Origin of the sequence: Companilactobacillus keshanensis, from assembly GCF_003946205.1 — a bacterium.
Taxonomy (GTDB): domain Bacteria; phylum Bacillota; class Bacilli; order Lactobacillales; family Lactobacillaceae; genus Companilactobacillus; species Companilactobacillus keshanensis.
On sequence record NZ_RHOS01000002.1, the window covers coordinates 169,893 to 186,985 of the forward strand.

15 protein-coding genes are annotated in these 17,093 nt (G+C 35.3%); all 15 read right to left on the reverse strand.

Annotated elements, in window-relative coordinates:
• Nucleotides 1-312: 312 nt before the first annotated feature.
• Complete coding sequence (locus EKM64_RS02125) at nucleotides 313-2,556, reverse strand: ATP-binding cassette domain-containing protein (protein WP_125675098.1); 2,244 nt, start codon at nucleotides 2,554-2,556, stop codon at nucleotides 313-315.
• A gap of 166 nt (nucleotides 2,557-2,722) precedes the next feature.
• The gene (locus EKM64_RS02130) at nucleotides 2,723-3,586 is read right to left on the reverse strand and encodes a helix-turn-helix domain-containing protein (RefSeq protein ID WP_125675100.1); all 864 of its coding nucleotides are present in this window, start codon (nucleotides 3,584-3,586) and stop codon (nucleotides 2,723-2,725) included.
• Nucleotides 3,587-3,812: 226 nt separating this feature from the next.
• A complete protein-coding gene (locus EKM64_RS02135; RefSeq protein WP_377769372.1) occupies nucleotides 3,813-4,673 on the reverse strand; it encodes a glycine betaine ABC transporter substrate-binding protein in 861 nt (286 codons plus the stop codon).
• Nucleotides 4,674-4,731: 58 nt separating this feature from the next.
• Nucleotides 4,732-5,577 (reverse strand): ABC transporter permease, encoded by an 846-nt coding sequence (locus EKM64_RS02140; protein WP_125675103.1) that lies wholly within the window; start codon nucleotides 5,575-5,577, stop codon nucleotides 4,732-4,734.
• Complete coding sequence (locus EKM64_RS02145; RefSeq protein ID WP_125675105.1) at nucleotides 5,570-6,769, reverse strand: quaternary amine ABC transporter ATP-binding protein; 1,200 nt, start codon at nucleotides 6,767-6,769, stop codon at nucleotides 5,570-5,572. Before EKM64_RS02145 ends, EKM64_RS02140 begins: the two co-directional genes overlap by 8 nt.
• 270 nt (nucleotides 6,770-7,039) lie before the next feature.
• On the reverse strand, nucleotides 7,040-8,014 hold the full coding sequence (locus tag EKM64_RS02150) for an electron transfer flavoprotein subunit alpha/FixB family protein (protein ID WP_125675107.1): 975 nt from the start codon (nucleotides 8,012-8,014) through the stop codon (nucleotides 7,040-7,042).
• Complete coding sequence (locus tag EKM64_RS02155) at nucleotides 8,015-8,812, reverse strand: electron transfer flavoprotein subunit beta/FixA family protein (protein WP_125675109.1); 798 nt, start codon at nucleotides 8,810-8,812, stop codon at nucleotides 8,015-8,017.
• A 9-nt stretch (nucleotides 8,813-8,821) separates the two neighbouring features.
• The gene (locus EKM64_RS02160; protein ID WP_125675111.1) at nucleotides 8,822-9,946 is read right to left on the reverse strand and encodes an acyl-CoA dehydrogenase family protein; all 1,125 of its coding nucleotides are present in this window, start codon (nucleotides 9,944-9,946) and stop codon (nucleotides 8,822-8,824) included.
• A 279-nt stretch (nucleotides 9,947-10,225) separates the two neighbouring features.
• Nucleotides 10,226-11,482, reverse strand: a complete 1,257-nt coding sequence (gene dltD / locus EKM64_RS02165; RefSeq protein WP_125675113.1) for a D-alanyl-lipoteichoic acid biosynthesis protein DltD — start codon at nucleotides 11,480-11,482, stop codon at nucleotides 10,226-10,228.
• A gap of 3 nt (nucleotides 11,483-11,485) precedes the next feature.
• Nucleotides 11,486-11,725, reverse strand: coding sequence for a D-alanine--poly(phosphoribitol) ligase subunit DltC (gene dltC, locus EKM64_RS02170; RefSeq protein ID WP_125675115.1), 240 nt, complete (start codon nucleotides 11,723-11,725; stop codon nucleotides 11,486-11,488).
• Nucleotides 11,726-11,739: 14 nt separating this feature from the next.
• Complete coding sequence (dltB, locus tag EKM64_RS02175; protein WP_125675117.1) at nucleotides 11,740-12,957, reverse strand: D-alanyl-lipoteichoic acid biosynthesis protein DltB; 1,218 nt, start codon at nucleotides 12,955-12,957, stop codon at nucleotides 11,740-11,742.
• Nucleotides 12,950-14,470, reverse strand: a complete 1,521-nt coding sequence (gene dltA / locus EKM64_RS02180) for a D-alanine--poly(phosphoribitol) ligase subunit DltA (protein ID WP_125675119.1) — start codon at nucleotides 14,468-14,470, stop codon at nucleotides 12,950-12,952. The genes dltB and dltA overlap by 8 nt, the downstream gene beginning before the upstream one ends.
• A 20-nt stretch (nucleotides 14,471-14,490) precedes the next feature.
• The gene (locus EKM64_RS02185; protein ID WP_125675121.1) at nucleotides 14,491-14,640 is read right to left on the reverse strand and encodes a teichoic acid D-Ala incorporation-associated protein DltX; all 150 of its coding nucleotides are present in this window, start codon (nucleotides 14,638-14,640) and stop codon (nucleotides 14,491-14,493) included.
• A 673-nt stretch (nucleotides 14,641-15,313) separates the two neighbouring features.
• Complete coding sequence (locus EKM64_RS02190; protein ID WP_125593216.1) at nucleotides 15,314-15,745, reverse strand: RbsD/FucU family protein; 432 nt, start codon at nucleotides 15,743-15,745, stop codon at nucleotides 15,314-15,316.
• A 3-nt stretch (nucleotides 15,746-15,748) separates the two neighbouring features.
• The gene (locus tag EKM64_RS02195; protein WP_164505268.1) at nucleotides 15,749-17,089 is read right to left on the reverse strand and encodes a sugar porter family MFS transporter; all 1,341 of its coding nucleotides are present in this window, start codon (nucleotides 17,087-17,089) and stop codon (nucleotides 15,749-15,751) included.
• Nucleotides 17,090-17,093: the final 4 nt, after the last annotated feature.

Here is a 17,093-nt window from a genome sequence, read left to right on the forward strand (position 1 = left end):
TACTCTATTCATATTCTTCACCTCGTGTGTTTATATAACTTAGACAATTGTTCGAAAAAACAATTGTAATTTGCTGAAAGGTTCCTTGTAGTAATAGCTTACATAAATTTATTTATCGATGCCCCTCATATTCTGAAATATTTTTTTACTGAAGTTGATTGGGTTATTGTACTTGTAAATTTGACTAATTCCATCTGTTATGCAAACTGATCCCATTTTATATACTTATTCACAAAAAAGGATTTGACCTCAGAATTATTCTGAGATCAAATCCTTCTATATTTTAAAAGTAAAATACTGGTCTAAAAGGTCTTAAATATACTTAGCGGTTACAGATCTCTTATTAGTAATCAGGCCATTAACTGGGCCCTGATAAATAATTTCACCACCACGAGAGCCTCCATCAGGACCAATATCGATAATCCAGTCAGCACTGCGCATAACATCAACATTGTGCTCGATCACAACAACTGTGTTACCTTTAGTAACTAAATCATTAATGATCCTGATCATATTTTCTGTATCTGAAACATGTAAACCAGTCGTTGGCTCGTCTAATATGAAAATATTTCCCTTTTTACTTAATTCTTTAGCAATCTTCAGACGTTGACTTTCACCACCGGAGATCGTACTCAAAGACTGACCAAGTGTTAAATAATCTAAACCAACATTTTGAATTTTCTTTAATTTAGATTTAATTTTTACATCATCGAAAAATTCAACGGCCTCCTCTATTGTCAGGTCCATAACTTCAACGATATTTTTATTTTTATATTTAAATTGCAATACTTCCGGATCAAAGCGACCTCCAAGACAAACCGGACATTCTATCTCGGAATTATCCATGAATGACATATTGAGTTCAATCACACCTTTACCATTACAGTTGGGGCAAGCACCTTTAGAATTATAGCTGAACAAACTATCTTCAACATTATTTTCTAGAGCGAATAATTTTCTAATGTCATTCATTGCTCCAGTATAAGTTGCTGAATTAGAGCGACTATTAGCGTGCAAGGGACTTTGATCGATCACTATTGCATCGGGATTTTCTTTCGCAAAAACCTGCTCGACTAGCGTACTCTTACCCGATCCGGCTACACCCGTTATAACGGTAAATAATCCTGTTGGAATATTGAGCTGAATATTTTTTAAATTATGTAAAGAACTCTTCGAACTGCTTATAAATTTGTCGGCTGCTCTAGGTTTCTTGTTCATTGGTAACTCATTTAATAAGCATTCACCAGTTAAAGTCTTTGATTTGAGCAGATCTTCATAGTTTCCAGTAAATTGAATTTGTCCACCATGAATACCTGCCCTTGGACCAACATCAACGATGAAATCAGCAATCTTTATAACATCTGGATCATGTTCAACCACTAAAACCGTATTACCATTATTACGTAACTTTAATAATAATTCATTTAGACGATGAACATCCCTTGGATGAAGTCCAGTACTAGGCTCATCCAAAATATAAATCAGATCTGTCAAACTATTTGAAAGATATTTAACAGTTTTGACACGTTGACTCTCACCACCGGAAAGGGTCGAAGTTTCTCTAGTCAAACTAAGATAATCTAATCCAATATTTATCAGACTATCGATTCGTTCTTTCAAATTGCTTATCAAAGAACTCATTCGCTCGTCAGTAAATTCATCTAGTGTTTTCAGTAAAACATCTAACTGCATATTAGTTAAATCAAAAATATTATAGCCGTTGATCCTAGATTCTAAGACATTGGAATTAAAACGCGTTCCGCGACACATTGTGCAAGTTGACATTTTTGCAAACTTCTCAATTTTTTTACGAGCACCGTCACTCATAGTTTTGTTCTCTTGAATGTTAGTGCGATAAAATTTCTTGATGATACCTTCATAATTTGTCTGCATCGAACTGCCCTTATAATCAACGGTTATCTTACCTTCACCATACAAGAGACTCTCCATCTCATCATCAGTGAAATCTTTTACTGGTTTATCATTATCAAACGATCCAAACTTCAATAAGGTATTTAAGTAAAAAGAATTATTTGAATAGCCTGGCAATAAAACTGCTCCATCTTTTATAGATTTTTCATAATCTAATGCCGCGTCTAGTTTGACAACATAACTTCTACCAATGCCCTCACATTGCGGACACATACCTTCTGGATCATTGAAAGAAAAAGAATTGCTGGCATTACCATATTTAGGTCGACCAAATCTAGAAAATAAAATTCTAAATAAGGGGCTGATATCACTGATCGTACCCAAGGTAGAGCGAGCATTCCCACCCAGTGGCTTTTGGTCAATAATAATCGCCGTTGATAAATTATGGATCTCATCAACATCTGGTCGTTTATATTTGGGGAGATACAATCTTGTAAAACTATTATAGGTACTGTTAAGTTGACGTCCGGCTTCTTGAGCAATCGTATCAAAAACGATCGATGATTTACCTGATCCCGAAACACCAGTAAAAACAGTCAGTTTATTCTTTGGAATCTTTAAACTAATATTTTTTAGATTATTCTCTCGGTCATTCACTATCTCGATAAATTGCGTGTCTGTCATGTCAAACCCCCAATAATTTTAATTTTGTTCAAAAGGATATTAATCGTATCATACCGTGGTTAATATTTCGAGTAATTGAAGAATTGATTGACTATATTTAGAATAAAAAAAGAGTATCCAAAATTGGATACTCAAAAATTTACTTCATTGAATCTATAAGATAGTACTAATTACATTCCTTTATCATCCTATCGATCTCAATTAATTCATTATGATTGCGATTAAACTCCGAGAAAACCTTGGCGCGATTTAATAACCCACGTAACTCTTCATTTTTACCATTCGTATCGCAGACATTAACTGCCAATTGCAGATACAATCTAGCAATGTAGTAAGTGACATGGTTATCCGCACAAACTTTTACACCGTAGTTCAACAATGTATTTGCCGTCTCGTAATCTTTTTGATTAGAGTAATAAACCCCGCAATAGAATATTATACTGATATAGCGCCAAATTTTACTAACATCATCGATCGGCATCCCATAAATATCATTAAAGACCTTGCTAAAATAATATTCACTTTTGTCGGAATCCTTTTGTCTAGCATAAACCATTCCCATTCCGGTATACGCTAAAAAAGTAAAGATCGTCTTGCCATCAGGGTCGAGGTCGGTCAAGATCTGGTTAAAATCAAAGACAGCCTCAAAGAGATCACCGTTTTTATCAAGGATATTTAAAAACCCTTTCAAGTAGTAGTATTGCATTAAAGCGTCCTTATCATCCTTTAAAAGCTGAGCATCAATCCTTTTCATGATCTCCCAAGACTTAGTGAACTCACTTATAATCAAATTGAATTCAACTTCATTCATCGAAGTAACCAATTTTTTAGAAGCACTGTCGCTGATCCCCATGATATCATCTAAAGAAATATCCAAACGATTGCATAGCTGAATCAAAATTCTTAATGATGGTATCTGTCCGTTGTTTTCAAACTTACTCAAAGTTGCTTGGGTACAAACACCGTCACTAAGGTTTCTTTGCGATAGTCCTAATTTTTTTCTTCTATCTACAAAATACTGTATGTTCATTCGGCGAACACCTCTATATAAAATTATAATATCCTCATATCTAGAATTATATACTCATCGGTAATCGCTTACCATATTCATTTGAGTAATTTTTTAAATATACATTTTATATATCATACAGTCATATTTAATATTCCATATATATGTAAAAAGGTCATGATACAATTATTAAACATACGACAAAACATAGCTTTTGTCTTAATGCTCGAAAGTTGATCATATTTTACTATTTATTTTTTAAATCTTCGATTGAATTAATATTCTTCATATATTTTGGTACGGCCAAACCTACTTTAGCACCCTTCAAATTTGGTCCTAAATCATCAAATCGACCCTTATAGTCTTTATAGTAAAGACCGGATGTTTTGGGCAACCAAGCGCTAACTTGTGCATCAGCCGCCTTTGTAGCAATTGCAGCCCAAGTTGGCTGTTGCTCCATGGCTTGAATAGTTACCTTATACCCTTGATCACGTAATACTTGTGCGATCACATTGGTTGAAGCAATTTCAGAATCCCAAGCAACGTAAGTCATTTTTAAAGATTTCCCATGAACTTTTTTAACACCCTTAGTCCATTCATTGACTGATTCTGGATTGGCCTTGATCCACTCTTTAGCAGCCTTTTGAGGATCCATCCCATTATTTACTTTCAGCATAACTTCTGACATTTGAGCTGGTTTCCAATGGAAACGATCTAAGATCGTATATGCTTCTGGCTTATCTGATTTTAGACCTTTACGAACGATCGTATGAATACTTTCAGATTTACCAAACACATTTTTAGGATCTTTTAAGAATTTTATAGGATACTTAGTAAACATCCAATGTGGTTGCCAACCAGTAACAACAATGGGACGTTTATCTTTAATAGCTTTATCCAAAGTACTAGTCATAGCAGCAGTGGAACTAGTTTGCAATTGCCAGTTTTTATCCTCTAATCCATACGCTTTCAAAGCCTTTTGTGTTGAAGACATGATACCAGCTCCAGCATCGATCCCTGTGACCGTATAATTTATTTGCGCACCTAGTTTTTCCTTACTATTGTATGGTTTAGTCTGAGAACTACAGGCCGTGATCACTGGAATAATCAGTAATGTTACAAAGAAAAGACTTAAAAATTTTAATTTTTTCTTCAAACGATCCCTCCTATCCTCTATGATCTCTAGTTAATGATTGTGTCAATCTATCTAGGATAATTGCCAAGATAACTATAGCTAATCCAGCAGCAAAGCCACCACCAGCATCATTTCTACCAACGGCAAAATAAACTTTAGTTCCAAGTCCCATCGCACCGATCATAGAAGCAATAACAACCATCGATAGTGATAGCATCATACTTTGGTTAACTCCAGCCATCAAACTTGTTTTGGCAATTGGAAGTTCAACCTTAAATAGCTTCTGCCATTCAGTTGATCCAAAAGAATCAGCGGCCTCGATCAATTCTTCTGGAACTTCACGAATACCCATGTTTGTCATTCTAACTGTTGGAGGCATTGCAAAAATAACTGAGGCTACAATACCAGGTACCATCCCAATACCAAACAGTGCAACCGCCGGTATCAGATAAACAAAAGCTGGCATTGTCTGCATGAAATCAAGAACAGGTTTCAAAATAATTTCAGCAATGTGACTCTTAGCCATCAAAATTCCCAAAGGAATACCGATAACTAATGCGATCAAACTAGAAGTCAAAACTAATGTCAAAGTTTGTGTCATATCACGCCAGAAATCCAAATTCCAAATCAACAATAAACCTAATAATTCAAAAATCAGTAAACTCCAACGCTGATCTTTTCGATTAACATAAAATGTTAAAGCTAAGATTAAAATAATGAAGAGCCAAATTGGTATTAGATCAAAAATCCATTGAAAGGCATTATTTATTCCACCAATAAAATTGGTTATAGCATTGAAAAATCCTGTAAATTGTACCAACCAATTGACGAAACTATCGATCCAATCAGCTAATGGTAATTGTGGAATACTACTCAAATTCACTCACCTCATTTCCTGCAAGAGCACCAAGTACGGCACCACGAACAATAATTCCTTTGAGTTGTCCTTTGTCATTAGTTACGGCAAATGGAATACCTGTCTGTGAAATATCATCCATCAAACCAGAAATAGGAGTTTCTTCATTAGTAGTAGGAACATCGGTCTTAACTACCGAACGAAGATCACTACTATCATGTCTAACCAAATCAATAACATCATTGGCATCAACAATACCGACCAGTTTACGTTTGTTATCGACAACATAAGCGGTTGAAACTTCATTATTCTTCATACGTTTCAAGGTAAGTCTAGGACCGGCCTTGTCAATATTGATCGTTACAGGACGGATCATAACGTTACCAGCGGTTAGGACCTTGCTACGGTCAACATTCTCAATAAACTCTTCCACGTAATCATTGGCAGGATGTGTCAATATATCTTCTGGTGTCCCGGTTTGGATAACCTCCCCATCACGCATTATCATAATGTGATCACCAAGCTTTAATGCCTCGTTCAAATCATGACTAATAAAGATGATTGTTTTCTTCAAGCCTTCTTGAATATCCAATAACTGATCCTGCATATCTGTTCTGTTCAATGGATCAAGCGCTGAGAATGCTTCGTCCATCAAAAGTATCTGTGGATCATTAGCTAAGGCACGGGCAAGACCAACACGTTGCTGCATTCCACCAGATAGTTGATCTGGATATTCATCGTTATAACCAGTTATACCGACTTGTTCCAAAGCCTTCTGTGCTCTTTTACGACGTTCCTCTTTATCAACACCTTGAATCTCTAACCCATATTCAGCATTTTCCATAATGGTCCTATTAGGTAATAATCCAAAATTTTGAAAAACCATACTCATTTTCTTACGGCGAACTTCTCGAAGGGTCTTCTTATCCATCCCCATTAGATTCTCACCATCAATTAATACTTCACCATCAGTTGGTTCGATCAAACGGTTGATCATACGAACTAATGTAGATTTACCACTACCTGAAAGTCCCATGATAACGAAAATTTCACCATCTTCAATTTCAAAGTTGGCTTGATCCACTCCCACGGTGGCTCCAGTTTCTTTCAGAATTTCCGATTTAGATTTACCTTGCTTGATAAGCTCCTTGGCACGACCAACATGCTTACCAAAAATCTTAGTTAAATTCTTAACTTCAACTTTCTTACTCATTAAATCCTTCTTCCCTATTCTGTTATATACCGTTATGAATAAAATTAGCCCTCAATAATGAGAGCTATTTGGTCATAATCTTGTTCATTTAAAACTCAAAACAAGTTTCATAAGTTATTATTCTATGTAATAAAATTGCTATTATCTATAAGTTATAAATAATAGCAGCACAATATCACGATAACAAATATGAATTTCTTTTGCAAATATTAGATATTATATAAACTAAATAAAGCGATTCCCATCAAATGATGAAAACCGCTTTATTTATTATTGGAGTACCTTTTCTAATGCCTTAGAAAATTCTTCAGCATTTCCGACAAAGTAATAATCAGAATACTCAAAAATTGGAGCATCTTTATCAGTATTGGCGGATACAATAGTTTTGGCATTAGAAATGCCAGCTGTATATTGAACCGCTCCGGAAATTCCTAGATTTATCAAAATATCTGGTGAAACACTCTGACCACTCTGACCTATCTGATCATTAATATTGAACTCTTCAAGATCAGTCAATGGGCGAGTAACTCCGATCACCGCATGTAATTTATCAGCTAATCTCTTCGCATTTGTTAAGTTTTCTTCGGTTTTGTCACCACGACCTACAGCAACGATACGTTTTGCATCATTAATACTTTCTGCGTTCTCCTGTGGCAAAGTCTTACTTGAGATCGTCAGTTGCCGATCAGAAATAACTTTTAAATTAGTAATATTAATTACCTTAAGCATTGGATTATTTAATTTTTTAGCTTCAAAAACATTTGAACGAACCGTTGCCATTTGTGGACGATGGTTAGGTACTACAATTTCACACATAATATTGTCACCGTATGAAGGTTTTGTTTGTATCAACGTATTATCATCTTCAAAATGGAGATCTAAACAATCAGCTGTCAAACCTGTTCTCAATCTGGCTTGTAGTCTGGGTGCAAGTGAACGACCAACTACTGTTGCAGCAAAAACGAAACTATTAGGACGACCAGTTTTTTCTATTAAAGTATCTAAAGCATTCGTCATCTCTAAATCATTACCTTGAGCAAGTTGATCATTTTTAATGATAATGATCTTGTCAGGGCCATATTCTTTAATTTCATCTTCTAAATTTTCAGAAGTACTCTCAATGAGGACCACCGTAACAGGTAAATTACTAATTTGATTCATTTTAGTAATTAATTGGTAAGTTATCGGATTAACTTTATTTAAATCTACTTCAGCAAAAATCCAATTTTCTTTTAACAATTCCATTTATTTGTCCTCCATTAAGATATTTTTCTCTTTTAAGATCTTAACTAATTCATCGGCAGCATCCTGAGGATTGTCAGCCAACTTATGATTATCTTTTGCGACGGCCTTAGGGGAAGAGATACTCCTAACAATTGAAGGAGATCCGGCTTGACCGACACGGTCGTCATCAAGATTCAAGTCAGTAGCATGCCATGTTATAACTGGCTTTTCAAAACTCTTAGTAATTTCTACTACATTTACGTATTTGGGATCATTAGCTTGGTCTGTAACAGTCAACAATAATGGTAATTTAGCGGTAATATCTTGCTCGACCGTTTCAAGATAGCGTTTAATATGAAGAGCTCCGTCGGCAATATCTATCTTACTAGCATAGGTAACTTGTGAAATATCTAAAAACTCTGCAACAATTGGACCCATTTGACCAGTGTCAGCATCAACCGATTGTTGTCCCAGAATAACTAGATCTACGTCATTTATTTTTTGAATGGCTTTACTCAAAACATAGCCAGTTGCCAAAGTGTCAGCACCCGCAAAAGCACGATCAGATAAAAGTACAGCTGAATCTGCACCTAGTGCTAGAGCTTCTTGCAATGAAACTACAAAGTCATCTGGACCCATAGTCATGACAATAACTTCTGCATTAGTTTTAGCCTTTATTTCAAAAGCAGCTTCCAAAGCGTGACGGTCATATTGATTGATCACACCATTAATGCCGCGACGGTCAATATTTTTAGTCTTCTCATTTATTTTAACGTTAGTTGTTTCTGGTACTTGTTTGATTCCTACGACTATTTTCATAATATCCTCCTAAGCGCGACTTTCTGCTTCTTTTAGTGCAATTGCGGTTCTCATTTTCTCAACAGTTCCTTCAGCAATCTCCATTGCACGAGCATCTCTGATCAAATGTTCAATTGGATAATCCAAGCTGTATCCATATCCTCCAAGAATCTGTAATGAATCATCTCCAGCCTTAACGGCACTTCTTGATCCATACGCCTTAGCCATTGCAGCTTCCTCTTCATAATCTTGACCATGATCTTTCATCCAAGCGGCTTTTTGATAAAGTAATTTCGTTGTTTCTTTTGAGATGGCGATGTCAGCAACTTTTCTTTGAATACCCTGCATTTGAATAATTGGTGTATCGATAGCCTTTCGATGAGTGGCATAATCAGTAACTAGGTCAAGTTCATGTTCCATTATCCCAGTTAAAACGGCTCCCATTAATACACGAGCGTCATCATGAGCACTATCACCAATCTCTTTTCCCATACCAACTTTTCCGAGTAAGTGGGAATCGTCAACTTCGATATTATTCATAACGATTTCGCCAACTGGAACACCCGTCAGTCCTAGGAAATTCTCTTGTTTACCATATTCAAAGCCTTCCATTTCATTATCAACTACAAAAATTGACAATTCAGTTGGGGCTGTTTTGACTAGTACACAATAAATTTCAGCCAAACCACCGTTAGTGATCATAATTTTATCACCATTGATGATCCATTTATCTCCGTGCTTTTCAGCATGTGAATTAATTCCCATCGGATTGGATCCACCACTTGGTTCTGTCATCGAAAAGGCTACGATACGATTTTTAGCCTGTGGCAAGTATTCATTTTTTAACTCATCATTACCATATTTCACAATCTGGTCGATCGACTTAAAATGGCCCTCTAAAGTAACGGCCAAACTAGCGTTACCTTTAGCGATCTCATTAATTACTTTAGCAGTTGTACGTCCATCAAAACCGGCACCACCATATTCTTTGGGCAACATCAGACTCAAAAAATCATTTTGTCTAACTTTTGCTAATAGGTCATTCACGTAAGAACGTGTGTGATCTATTTCCATATCATATGGAGCCACTTCATTTTTTACGAATGATTTAACCATTCTTAGCAAAATTTCCTGGCTGATTGTTTTTTGGTCCATAGTAACTCTCCTTTTTGTTAATTTTTTCACATATATAGGTAAAAAAATATTTGTTTTCCTTAATGGTTTCTGAATTCCACTTTATGGAGTTCATCATATAACATATATTATCAAAAGTAAATAAAAATAATATATTATTCTATATTCTTAAAATATATCGCAGAGAACACTAAAAAGGCCTCCAAAATTTTTTGGAGGTCTCGGATACATTGCTTGAGGGGAAACACAGTATCCAGTTATTGCGGGCTTTACTTCCCTCACCTGCCAGGTTTGGGAAGTTTAAAACTTCGTATTATTGGCCCATGTATCCGTCAAGAAATAATTATTCATTTGATAGTTTGTCTGACTTGGATCAGCATTTTTATCTTTATAGAAGTTCTTCAAATGTTTATCCAGCATTAGCCAACCACGCCATCCCATATGAATAGTATCTTCAGCAATGTAGTTTTGATTTTTAACATCAGTTAAATCAACGATGTCTTTGAATCCTTGTGATTTCAATTGATAAGTTATCTTCTTATCAAAGTTGATCAAAGCACTTTTTGGCATTCCAGTATATTTGACCCACTTTGGGTTAACTGGTTGAATGACAAACATTACCTGAACATGGTTTTGTTTGAACATATACAACAGAGCCTGAAAGTCATTATATTCCGGAGAATGCAGATAATCAGCATGAGTATGTGAATCCTTAAATGTGTACATCCGCTTCATCAATTGTCTCTTATAAAATGAATCACCGATCTGCAAATCATTCTCATGTGAATGTTTCTTAGCCATTTTAGCCGCTAATTTGTTTAACTTCTTATAATCATATTCATCAGGTAATTTTGCGGCTGCATTATTAATTTTCTTTTGATGATCATTTAAGAAGGCCGTTCCAAACAAATTATCTTGGCTTTGGAGACTACTTCTAGTGAAATGTTCGATGTAGAATCGTTGTACTTTAGTTATCTTTTGACCGTTTGCAATTCTTTGAAGGGCTTGATTTTCAATCGGTCCTTCTTTAATGCCTAAGTCAATTGCACGACGGGCAACATACTCATTCATTTCTTTATTTCCATGATTAGCATTCAAAATAAATCCACTTAATTGCATTGGTGATAGGAAATATTTAAAAGCATCGTTTCTAATTCCCTTTTTGGTGAACCACTGCGGTGAAATTATAAATACTGCCTTTTTATCTTTCAAATTAGTCATTCCATTAACATTGAACGCTTGTGTGAGCGATGCTGTTCCAGGATTACCCAATAAGAAAGGCTTATTTTTCCAGTGATACTTTTGTGCCATGGAAGATGGATGGAATGGATCCATTCTGGAAAGTTCAGATGATCCAATAATAGGAATGTAGTTTTCATTTTCAGCCGCATTCTTTACATCCTCTCCCTTTAAAACTCTAATATCTAGAGAGGTAGACGCCTGATCGATTTTTGTCGGTGTGATTGTCTTAAATTTGATCGGTGTCCATAAAAGCAATAACAGGGCGACAGCTGCAACTATTACAGGTCCAAAAGTCATCCACAACTTTTTTTTCATAGTTTATTCCAATTCTGCTACACGTGCAGAAATTTTGTTAACAGTTGACCATTGTGAACGATCAAACTCTGATACGGGAACTTGAATACCGAATTCATCCTGTAATGTTACAAGTACTTCGACCGTTGCCATTGAGTCTAAAATCCCATCAGCAAATAGATCTTCATCTGGGTTGCTGCCGACATTATCTAATCCTGTTACATCTTGTAAAATACTGATAATTTTTTCTTCTTTTGTGTCCATAATTGTTCTCCTTATTAGAACCATAATTTATCTAGAAATCCTGAGAAAATCAGAAAACTGAAGCAAACTACGTGGAAAGTTAAAACGATTGCGAATGCTTTAGTAAATTTATTACTTGGAATCTGTTTACGATGCTTCTTTTTATACCTTAACCAAGCATCATTTGTGATCATGGCTGTAGCGTGGAAGATACCATAAACGATGTAATACCAAGTCTCCCCATGCCAGAATCCCATAATCAGAAACAATGTGATATAGCCGATATTGGCCATTGTTATTCTACTTTTGATCAATTTTTTCTTCATCATGAAAAACATCAAACGCATATAGATAAAATCTCTGAACCAGAAGGATAAAGTGATATGCCATCTATTCCAGAAATCTTTGATATTAACTGACTGGAATGGACGCTTGAAGTTCATCGGTGTATTAACACCCATGAAGTTACTGATTGCGACAGCAAAAAGTGAGTATCCTGCAAAGTCAAAGAATAAATACATACTATAAACGTACATGTAGGCTACTAAGGCCCAAGACAATCCTAATGGCGTCTCGCCTCGATATGACAGTGCCAAAATTGAAACTTTTGGCAATAATAACGTACCGAAGAAGTAACCAATAATAAATTTATAGACTAACCCTAGCATCAACTTATTGGTTCCGCCTTTTAGCATCTCCATATATTTATCACGACTAGGAATATTTAAAACATCTTTTTGAAAACGTGGAAATCGATCAATTGGTCCTGAAGAAATTGTTGGGAAGAAGAGAATAAATCTCAGAAAATCAGTTACCTTAATTTCTTTTATGGCCCCATCACGAATTTCCATAATCATCTCAACCGACTTAAAGGTTAAATAACTGATACCTAAAAAGCCAAATAATGAGATTGTGGCGTTCTTTAATAATGGATCTAATTTTACAAAGACTAAAGGAACGATTGCTAGAATAACTGCGGAAGTAAAAATCCAGAAGCTATTCTTATTATTTTCATTCCTGCGATATTTCAGATACGAGAATATGATCAACATTTCAAACAAAATATAGAAAATCAGTGAAACACCTTGTAATGACTTATCTCCGAAGAAGGTAATCGACAAAATAATTAATGTTGCAATGGATTCATACCATCTGAAACGCTTGCCGAAAAATAATCCGACCATGATAGGAAGAAGTAATACGGTCAGATAAATGAAATAGGCTGGGCTGCTATACGGTGTAATGTTATGCATTAACTTTGCCCATTAGAGCCTTACGGTCAATTTTTCCATTACTACTGATCGGTAAGGTTTCAACAAATTCCAACACGTTAGGAATCATGTAATCCATTGTTGTCTTCTTCAATTCGTCTTTTATCTGGAGATTCAGCTGTTGTTGGTCGAGTTCTTTAAACTCATTCTCTAAAACAATGTGAGCAATGATCTTGCTGACTTGTTTCTTATTATTATAAAGTGGCACAGTACAAGACTGCTTAACTTGCGAAAGATTTCCTAATAAGGAATCGATCTCTTCAAGTTCGATCCGATAACCGTGCATCTTAATTTGAAAATCAGTTCGGCCTTTGTAAAAAAGCATTCCATCAGTAGATTCACTGACCATGTCGCCTGTATGATAGTAAATTCTATCTTCAACTTCCTCAAAGGCACGTGATGTTTGTTGTGGATTGTTTAGGTATCCTTTAGACACATCTGGTCCACTTACAAGCAGTTCACCAGTTTGATAACCATTAGGTTCATTAACAGCATTGTCTAAAAAATGATGCATATTATTTTTTAAATAACCAATTGGTAAACGATCGTATTTAACTAGAACTTCTGGAGTGATTTGAACCGAAGTTATTGCAACCGTATTTTCAGTTGGACCGTATGTGTTATAAAGTTTTGCCTTAGGAAATCTTTTAAGTAATTTTTGAGCCGTGGCATGAGTTAATTCTTCACCACAGAAAATAAATTTATGAAGATTTTGAACGTGTTCATGATTAAAGTTTCTAAACAAGAGACACATTTCAAAAAATGATGGTGTAGATACCCAAGTATCAAAATTAGAATTTAAAATGGCACTTTCCAGTTTTCCAAAATTCTTTGTTGTATCTTTGTCGACTATATCTAAAGTCGAACCACTCACTAACCCTGGATAAATGTCAAAAACAGATAGGTCAAATGAGAACGGTGCTTGCAGAAGTAACTCATGATTATTATCATAATCAAACTCTGAACAAGCCCAGTCAACAAAGTCGAGTAAATTATGAGTAGTGATTTGAACACCTTTAGGAGTACCAGTAGTTCCAGAAGTAAAGATGATATAAAAATTATCTTCATCGCCAACACTTAAAGCAGAGTCATAAATATTGTTATCAGAGTTCAATGCCTCTTTGATTTCCGCTTTTGAAACTATTGGTGTATCAATATTAAAGTCATCAACTTCACTAAAATTCAGAACTAACGCTGGTTTTGCAACTGAATTAATTTGAATGATTCTCGATGGATCAGAGGCGTCGTCAACAGGAATGTATGGATGTCCAGCCTTAATGGCACCCAGGAACATTACTAACATTTCAAACTGTTGGCCACCAAAGATTATGATAGGACTTTTCTTTGGAAGAAATTTACCTTGCAATAAGCTGGCAATTCGATCTGATTCTTGAATTAATTCTTGATACGTTTTTTGTTCTGAGCCGTTTTTATAACAGATCTTCTTTGGATCTCTCACCGCGGCTTCAGTAATTCTTTCAATTACTTCATTCATGTGTTTCCCCTTCTTTCTCGCTAGAACTCGTTATAAATAAACTTGGCGCTACCGACCCCGCTATATCCATAGATATACAAAAGCACTATGAAAATTACGAAAAAGGTAACCGTTTTGATAACGAACATCGTAGCCGGTTTTTTTAAAAAAATAAATAAATTATTTTTCATAATCTACACCTCTTGGGAGAATCTCTTTCGTGAAACTATCTACCATTCAAAAAAACATACAGTGTTAAATCAAAGCAATTAATACAATCTAATAGCGATTAATATTTATTTACTTGATTTATAATCATTATAATAAAAAGGCCTCTTATAAAAGAGGCCTTTTTTGTAAACGAAATTTGCGATTTTTGACGCATTCTTAGCCTCTCTAGGGATTTTATCGTTATTTGTTTAAACAAATAACTTAATATTTTTATTATTGAGGTAAATCTACTACTGCCTCATTTTATTCAGATACTAAATCCCCAGTTCAACATTAAACAGAATACTTACTGTTAATTTGTATTAGTTTCGTCGTGTCATAAACCAATATTCATATTTACTGAAATATTCCCCAGTCTAATGACTTCGACAAATTCAATTTTATCTTATTATTTCCCGGTTTCAAGCTAATTGACAATATGGCAACTTTTCAATTTCACTATTTTCAATATTTTTGATGCTTTTTCAGTAAAAGTGATTTATTCCTAATTGCTATTTACTCAGCCTCCCATCCAATTATTATTGTTATCCTATTTGACAAAATGGTAACTGCAAAAAATTGATTTAAACAAAAAAAAGAGGACACGTTTTCCGTCCGTGTCCTCATATGTAGAAAGCAACTTATGCAAATTTATTAATCTTTAGGAATTACTACACCCTTTTTAAGGATCAAGTTCCCGTATAGAGCAGTTTCACCGGTTTGAATAATTGCAAAGCATCCCTTGGAATACTTGTAAAAGTTTTGTCTTTCAATAGTTTTAATATTATATTTTGGAAAGGCGTCTCCGATATCCTTCTTGTATGTGTCCCAAATATCTGGACGAGGATCCCCTTCGACTGTTTCCATTAGAATGGCTTGATAGTCTGAATATGTATCAAGTGGCATCAACTTGAGGATTCCTTCCAATAGCGTTGGAACTCCTAAACCATCGGCACGAATAACACGATCGTTATTTGTCAAAGCAGGATAATTTCCATCAGCTAAGAGGATCTCATCTCCATGTCCCATTTCCATAAGACACTTAACTAGTTCTGGAGATAATTCCTTAGGAATATTGTTTAACATATTTTAAGCCTCCTTTTGTTCCCAATAAGATTCAATTTCTTCCAATGACTTACCTTTTGTCTCAAGGACATATTTATGAATGTACCAAACGGCAAACAGTGATAAGGCAGCGAAGAAGTAGAAAATATTAATTCCGATTGCTTCCAAAATGATAGGGAAAACTAATGAGAATAAGGCGTTGAATAAGTATTGTGTAAAGGTAATAACACCCATTCCTAGGGCTCTAGCCTTTAAAGGAAGAATTTCTGGAACGTATGACCAGAAAACAGGTCCTAAACCAAAACCGAACATAAATACATATAGGAAGATCGAAATAACAGCGATGGTAGCATTATTTGACCAAATACACATGGCAATGGCAGGTAACACTTGACCACCTAAACTAATTTCAAGTAATTTTTTACGACCTAAACGGTCAATAAATGGTAATGATACAAAAGTAGAGATAACTAAGGCTGCACCAACACCGAAGTCAGCAATAATACTTGCATGTGCTAATCCTAAGTTATGGAAAATCTCTGGTGCGTAATAAACAGCAGCGTTAATACCTGTGAATACTTGGAAAGCTGTTAGTACGAATAACAAAGTTAGAACTGGTCTAAACTTACCGAATAACTCACCCAATCCAGCTTCTTTAGTCTTTAAGCTGTTTTGAACATCAGTAATTTCATCTTCAACTTCTTTGTCTGTAACACGAACCTTCTTAAGAACCCTTCTAGCTTTATCAATTTGTCCATCTCTGATAAGCCAACGTGGACTTTGGGGACTGCATATCATACCAACTGTGAAAATAACGGCTGGAACTACTCCAAGTCCTAATGTCCAACGCCAAGCGTTATTTGCCAAATTATAGGCACCAACACCATATGCACCTAAGATACCGATGTTAACACTCAATTGGTAAAGTGATGACATTAAACCACGAATATTTTTAGGAGCTAATTCTGATAAATAAATCAATCCATACATATTGGCGATACCTGCGGCAACACCAAGTACCAATCTAGCAAACATTAAGAATGCTGTTGATCCAGCCAGTGCCGACATAATACTACCAATAATAAAGATGATACCTCCGACGATCAAAACATTACGCCGTTCAATTTTCTTTTCAAGAGCTGTAAAGACAACGATTGATGGTAAAGCACCGAATAGAAGGAAACTTACAACCAAGCCTTTTTCTGCGGCGTTCAAACCGAATGCACTAGTAATCGATGGAAGTGCCAATGAGATAGCACCTGAATCGTAACCATAAAGTAATCCGGCAAATCCGCCTAAGATAGCAAAGACATAAACTATGGGTGCAGTTTTCATCTTCTTTTCTGTATCTTGGACTTCTTCCATGATT

Coding starts and splice junctions, on each gene's coding strand:
- EKM64_RS02185 (WP_125675121.1), bottom strand. CDS start 14,640: ATGAAAAATAATTTATTTATTTTTTTAAAAAAACCGGCTACGATGTTC.
- EKM64_RS02190 (WP_125593216.1), bottom strand. CDS start 15,745: ATGTTAAACAATATTCCTAAGGAATTATCTCCAGAACTAGTTAAGTGT.
- dltC (WP_125675115.1), bottom strand. CDS start 11,725: ATGGACACAAAAGAAGAAAAAATTATCAGTATTTTACAAGATGTAACA.
- EKM64_RS02150 (WP_125675107.1), bottom strand. CDS start 8,014: ATGGAATTGTTAAAAGAAAATTGGATTTTTGCTGAAGTAGATTTAAAT.
- EKM64_RS02125 (WP_125675098.1), bottom strand. CDS start 2,556: ATGACAGACACGCAATTTATCGAGATAGTGAATGACCGAGAGAATAAT.
- EKM64_RS02155 (WP_125675109.1), bottom strand. CDS start 8,812: ATGAAAATAGTCGTAGGAATCAAACAAGTACCAGAAACAACTAACGTT.
- EKM64_RS02195 (WP_164505268.1), bottom strand. CDS start 17,089: ATGGAAGAAGTCCAAGATACAGAAAAGAAGATGAAAACTGCACCCATA.
- EKM64_RS02160 (WP_125675111.1), bottom strand. CDS start 9,946: ATGGACCAAAAAACAATCAGCCAGGAAATTTTGCTAAGAATGGTTAAA.
- dltD (WP_125675113.1), bottom strand. CDS start 11,482: ATGAAAAAAAAGTTGTGGATGACTTTTGGACCTGTAATAGTTGCAGCT.
- EKM64_RS02130 (WP_125675100.1), bottom strand. CDS start 3,586: ATGAACATACAGTATTTTGTAGATAGAAGAAAAAAATTAGGACTATCG.
- dltB (WP_125675117.1), bottom strand. CDS start 12,957: ATGCATAACATTACACCGTATAGCAGCCCAGCCTATTTCATTTATCTG.
- dltA (WP_125675119.1), bottom strand. CDS start 14,470: ATGAATGAAGTAATTGAAAGAATTACTGAAGCCGCGGTGAGAGATCCA.
- EKM64_RS02145 (WP_125675105.1), bottom strand. CDS start 6,769: ATGAGTAAGAAAGTTGAAGTTAAGAATTTAACTAAGATTTTTGGTAAG.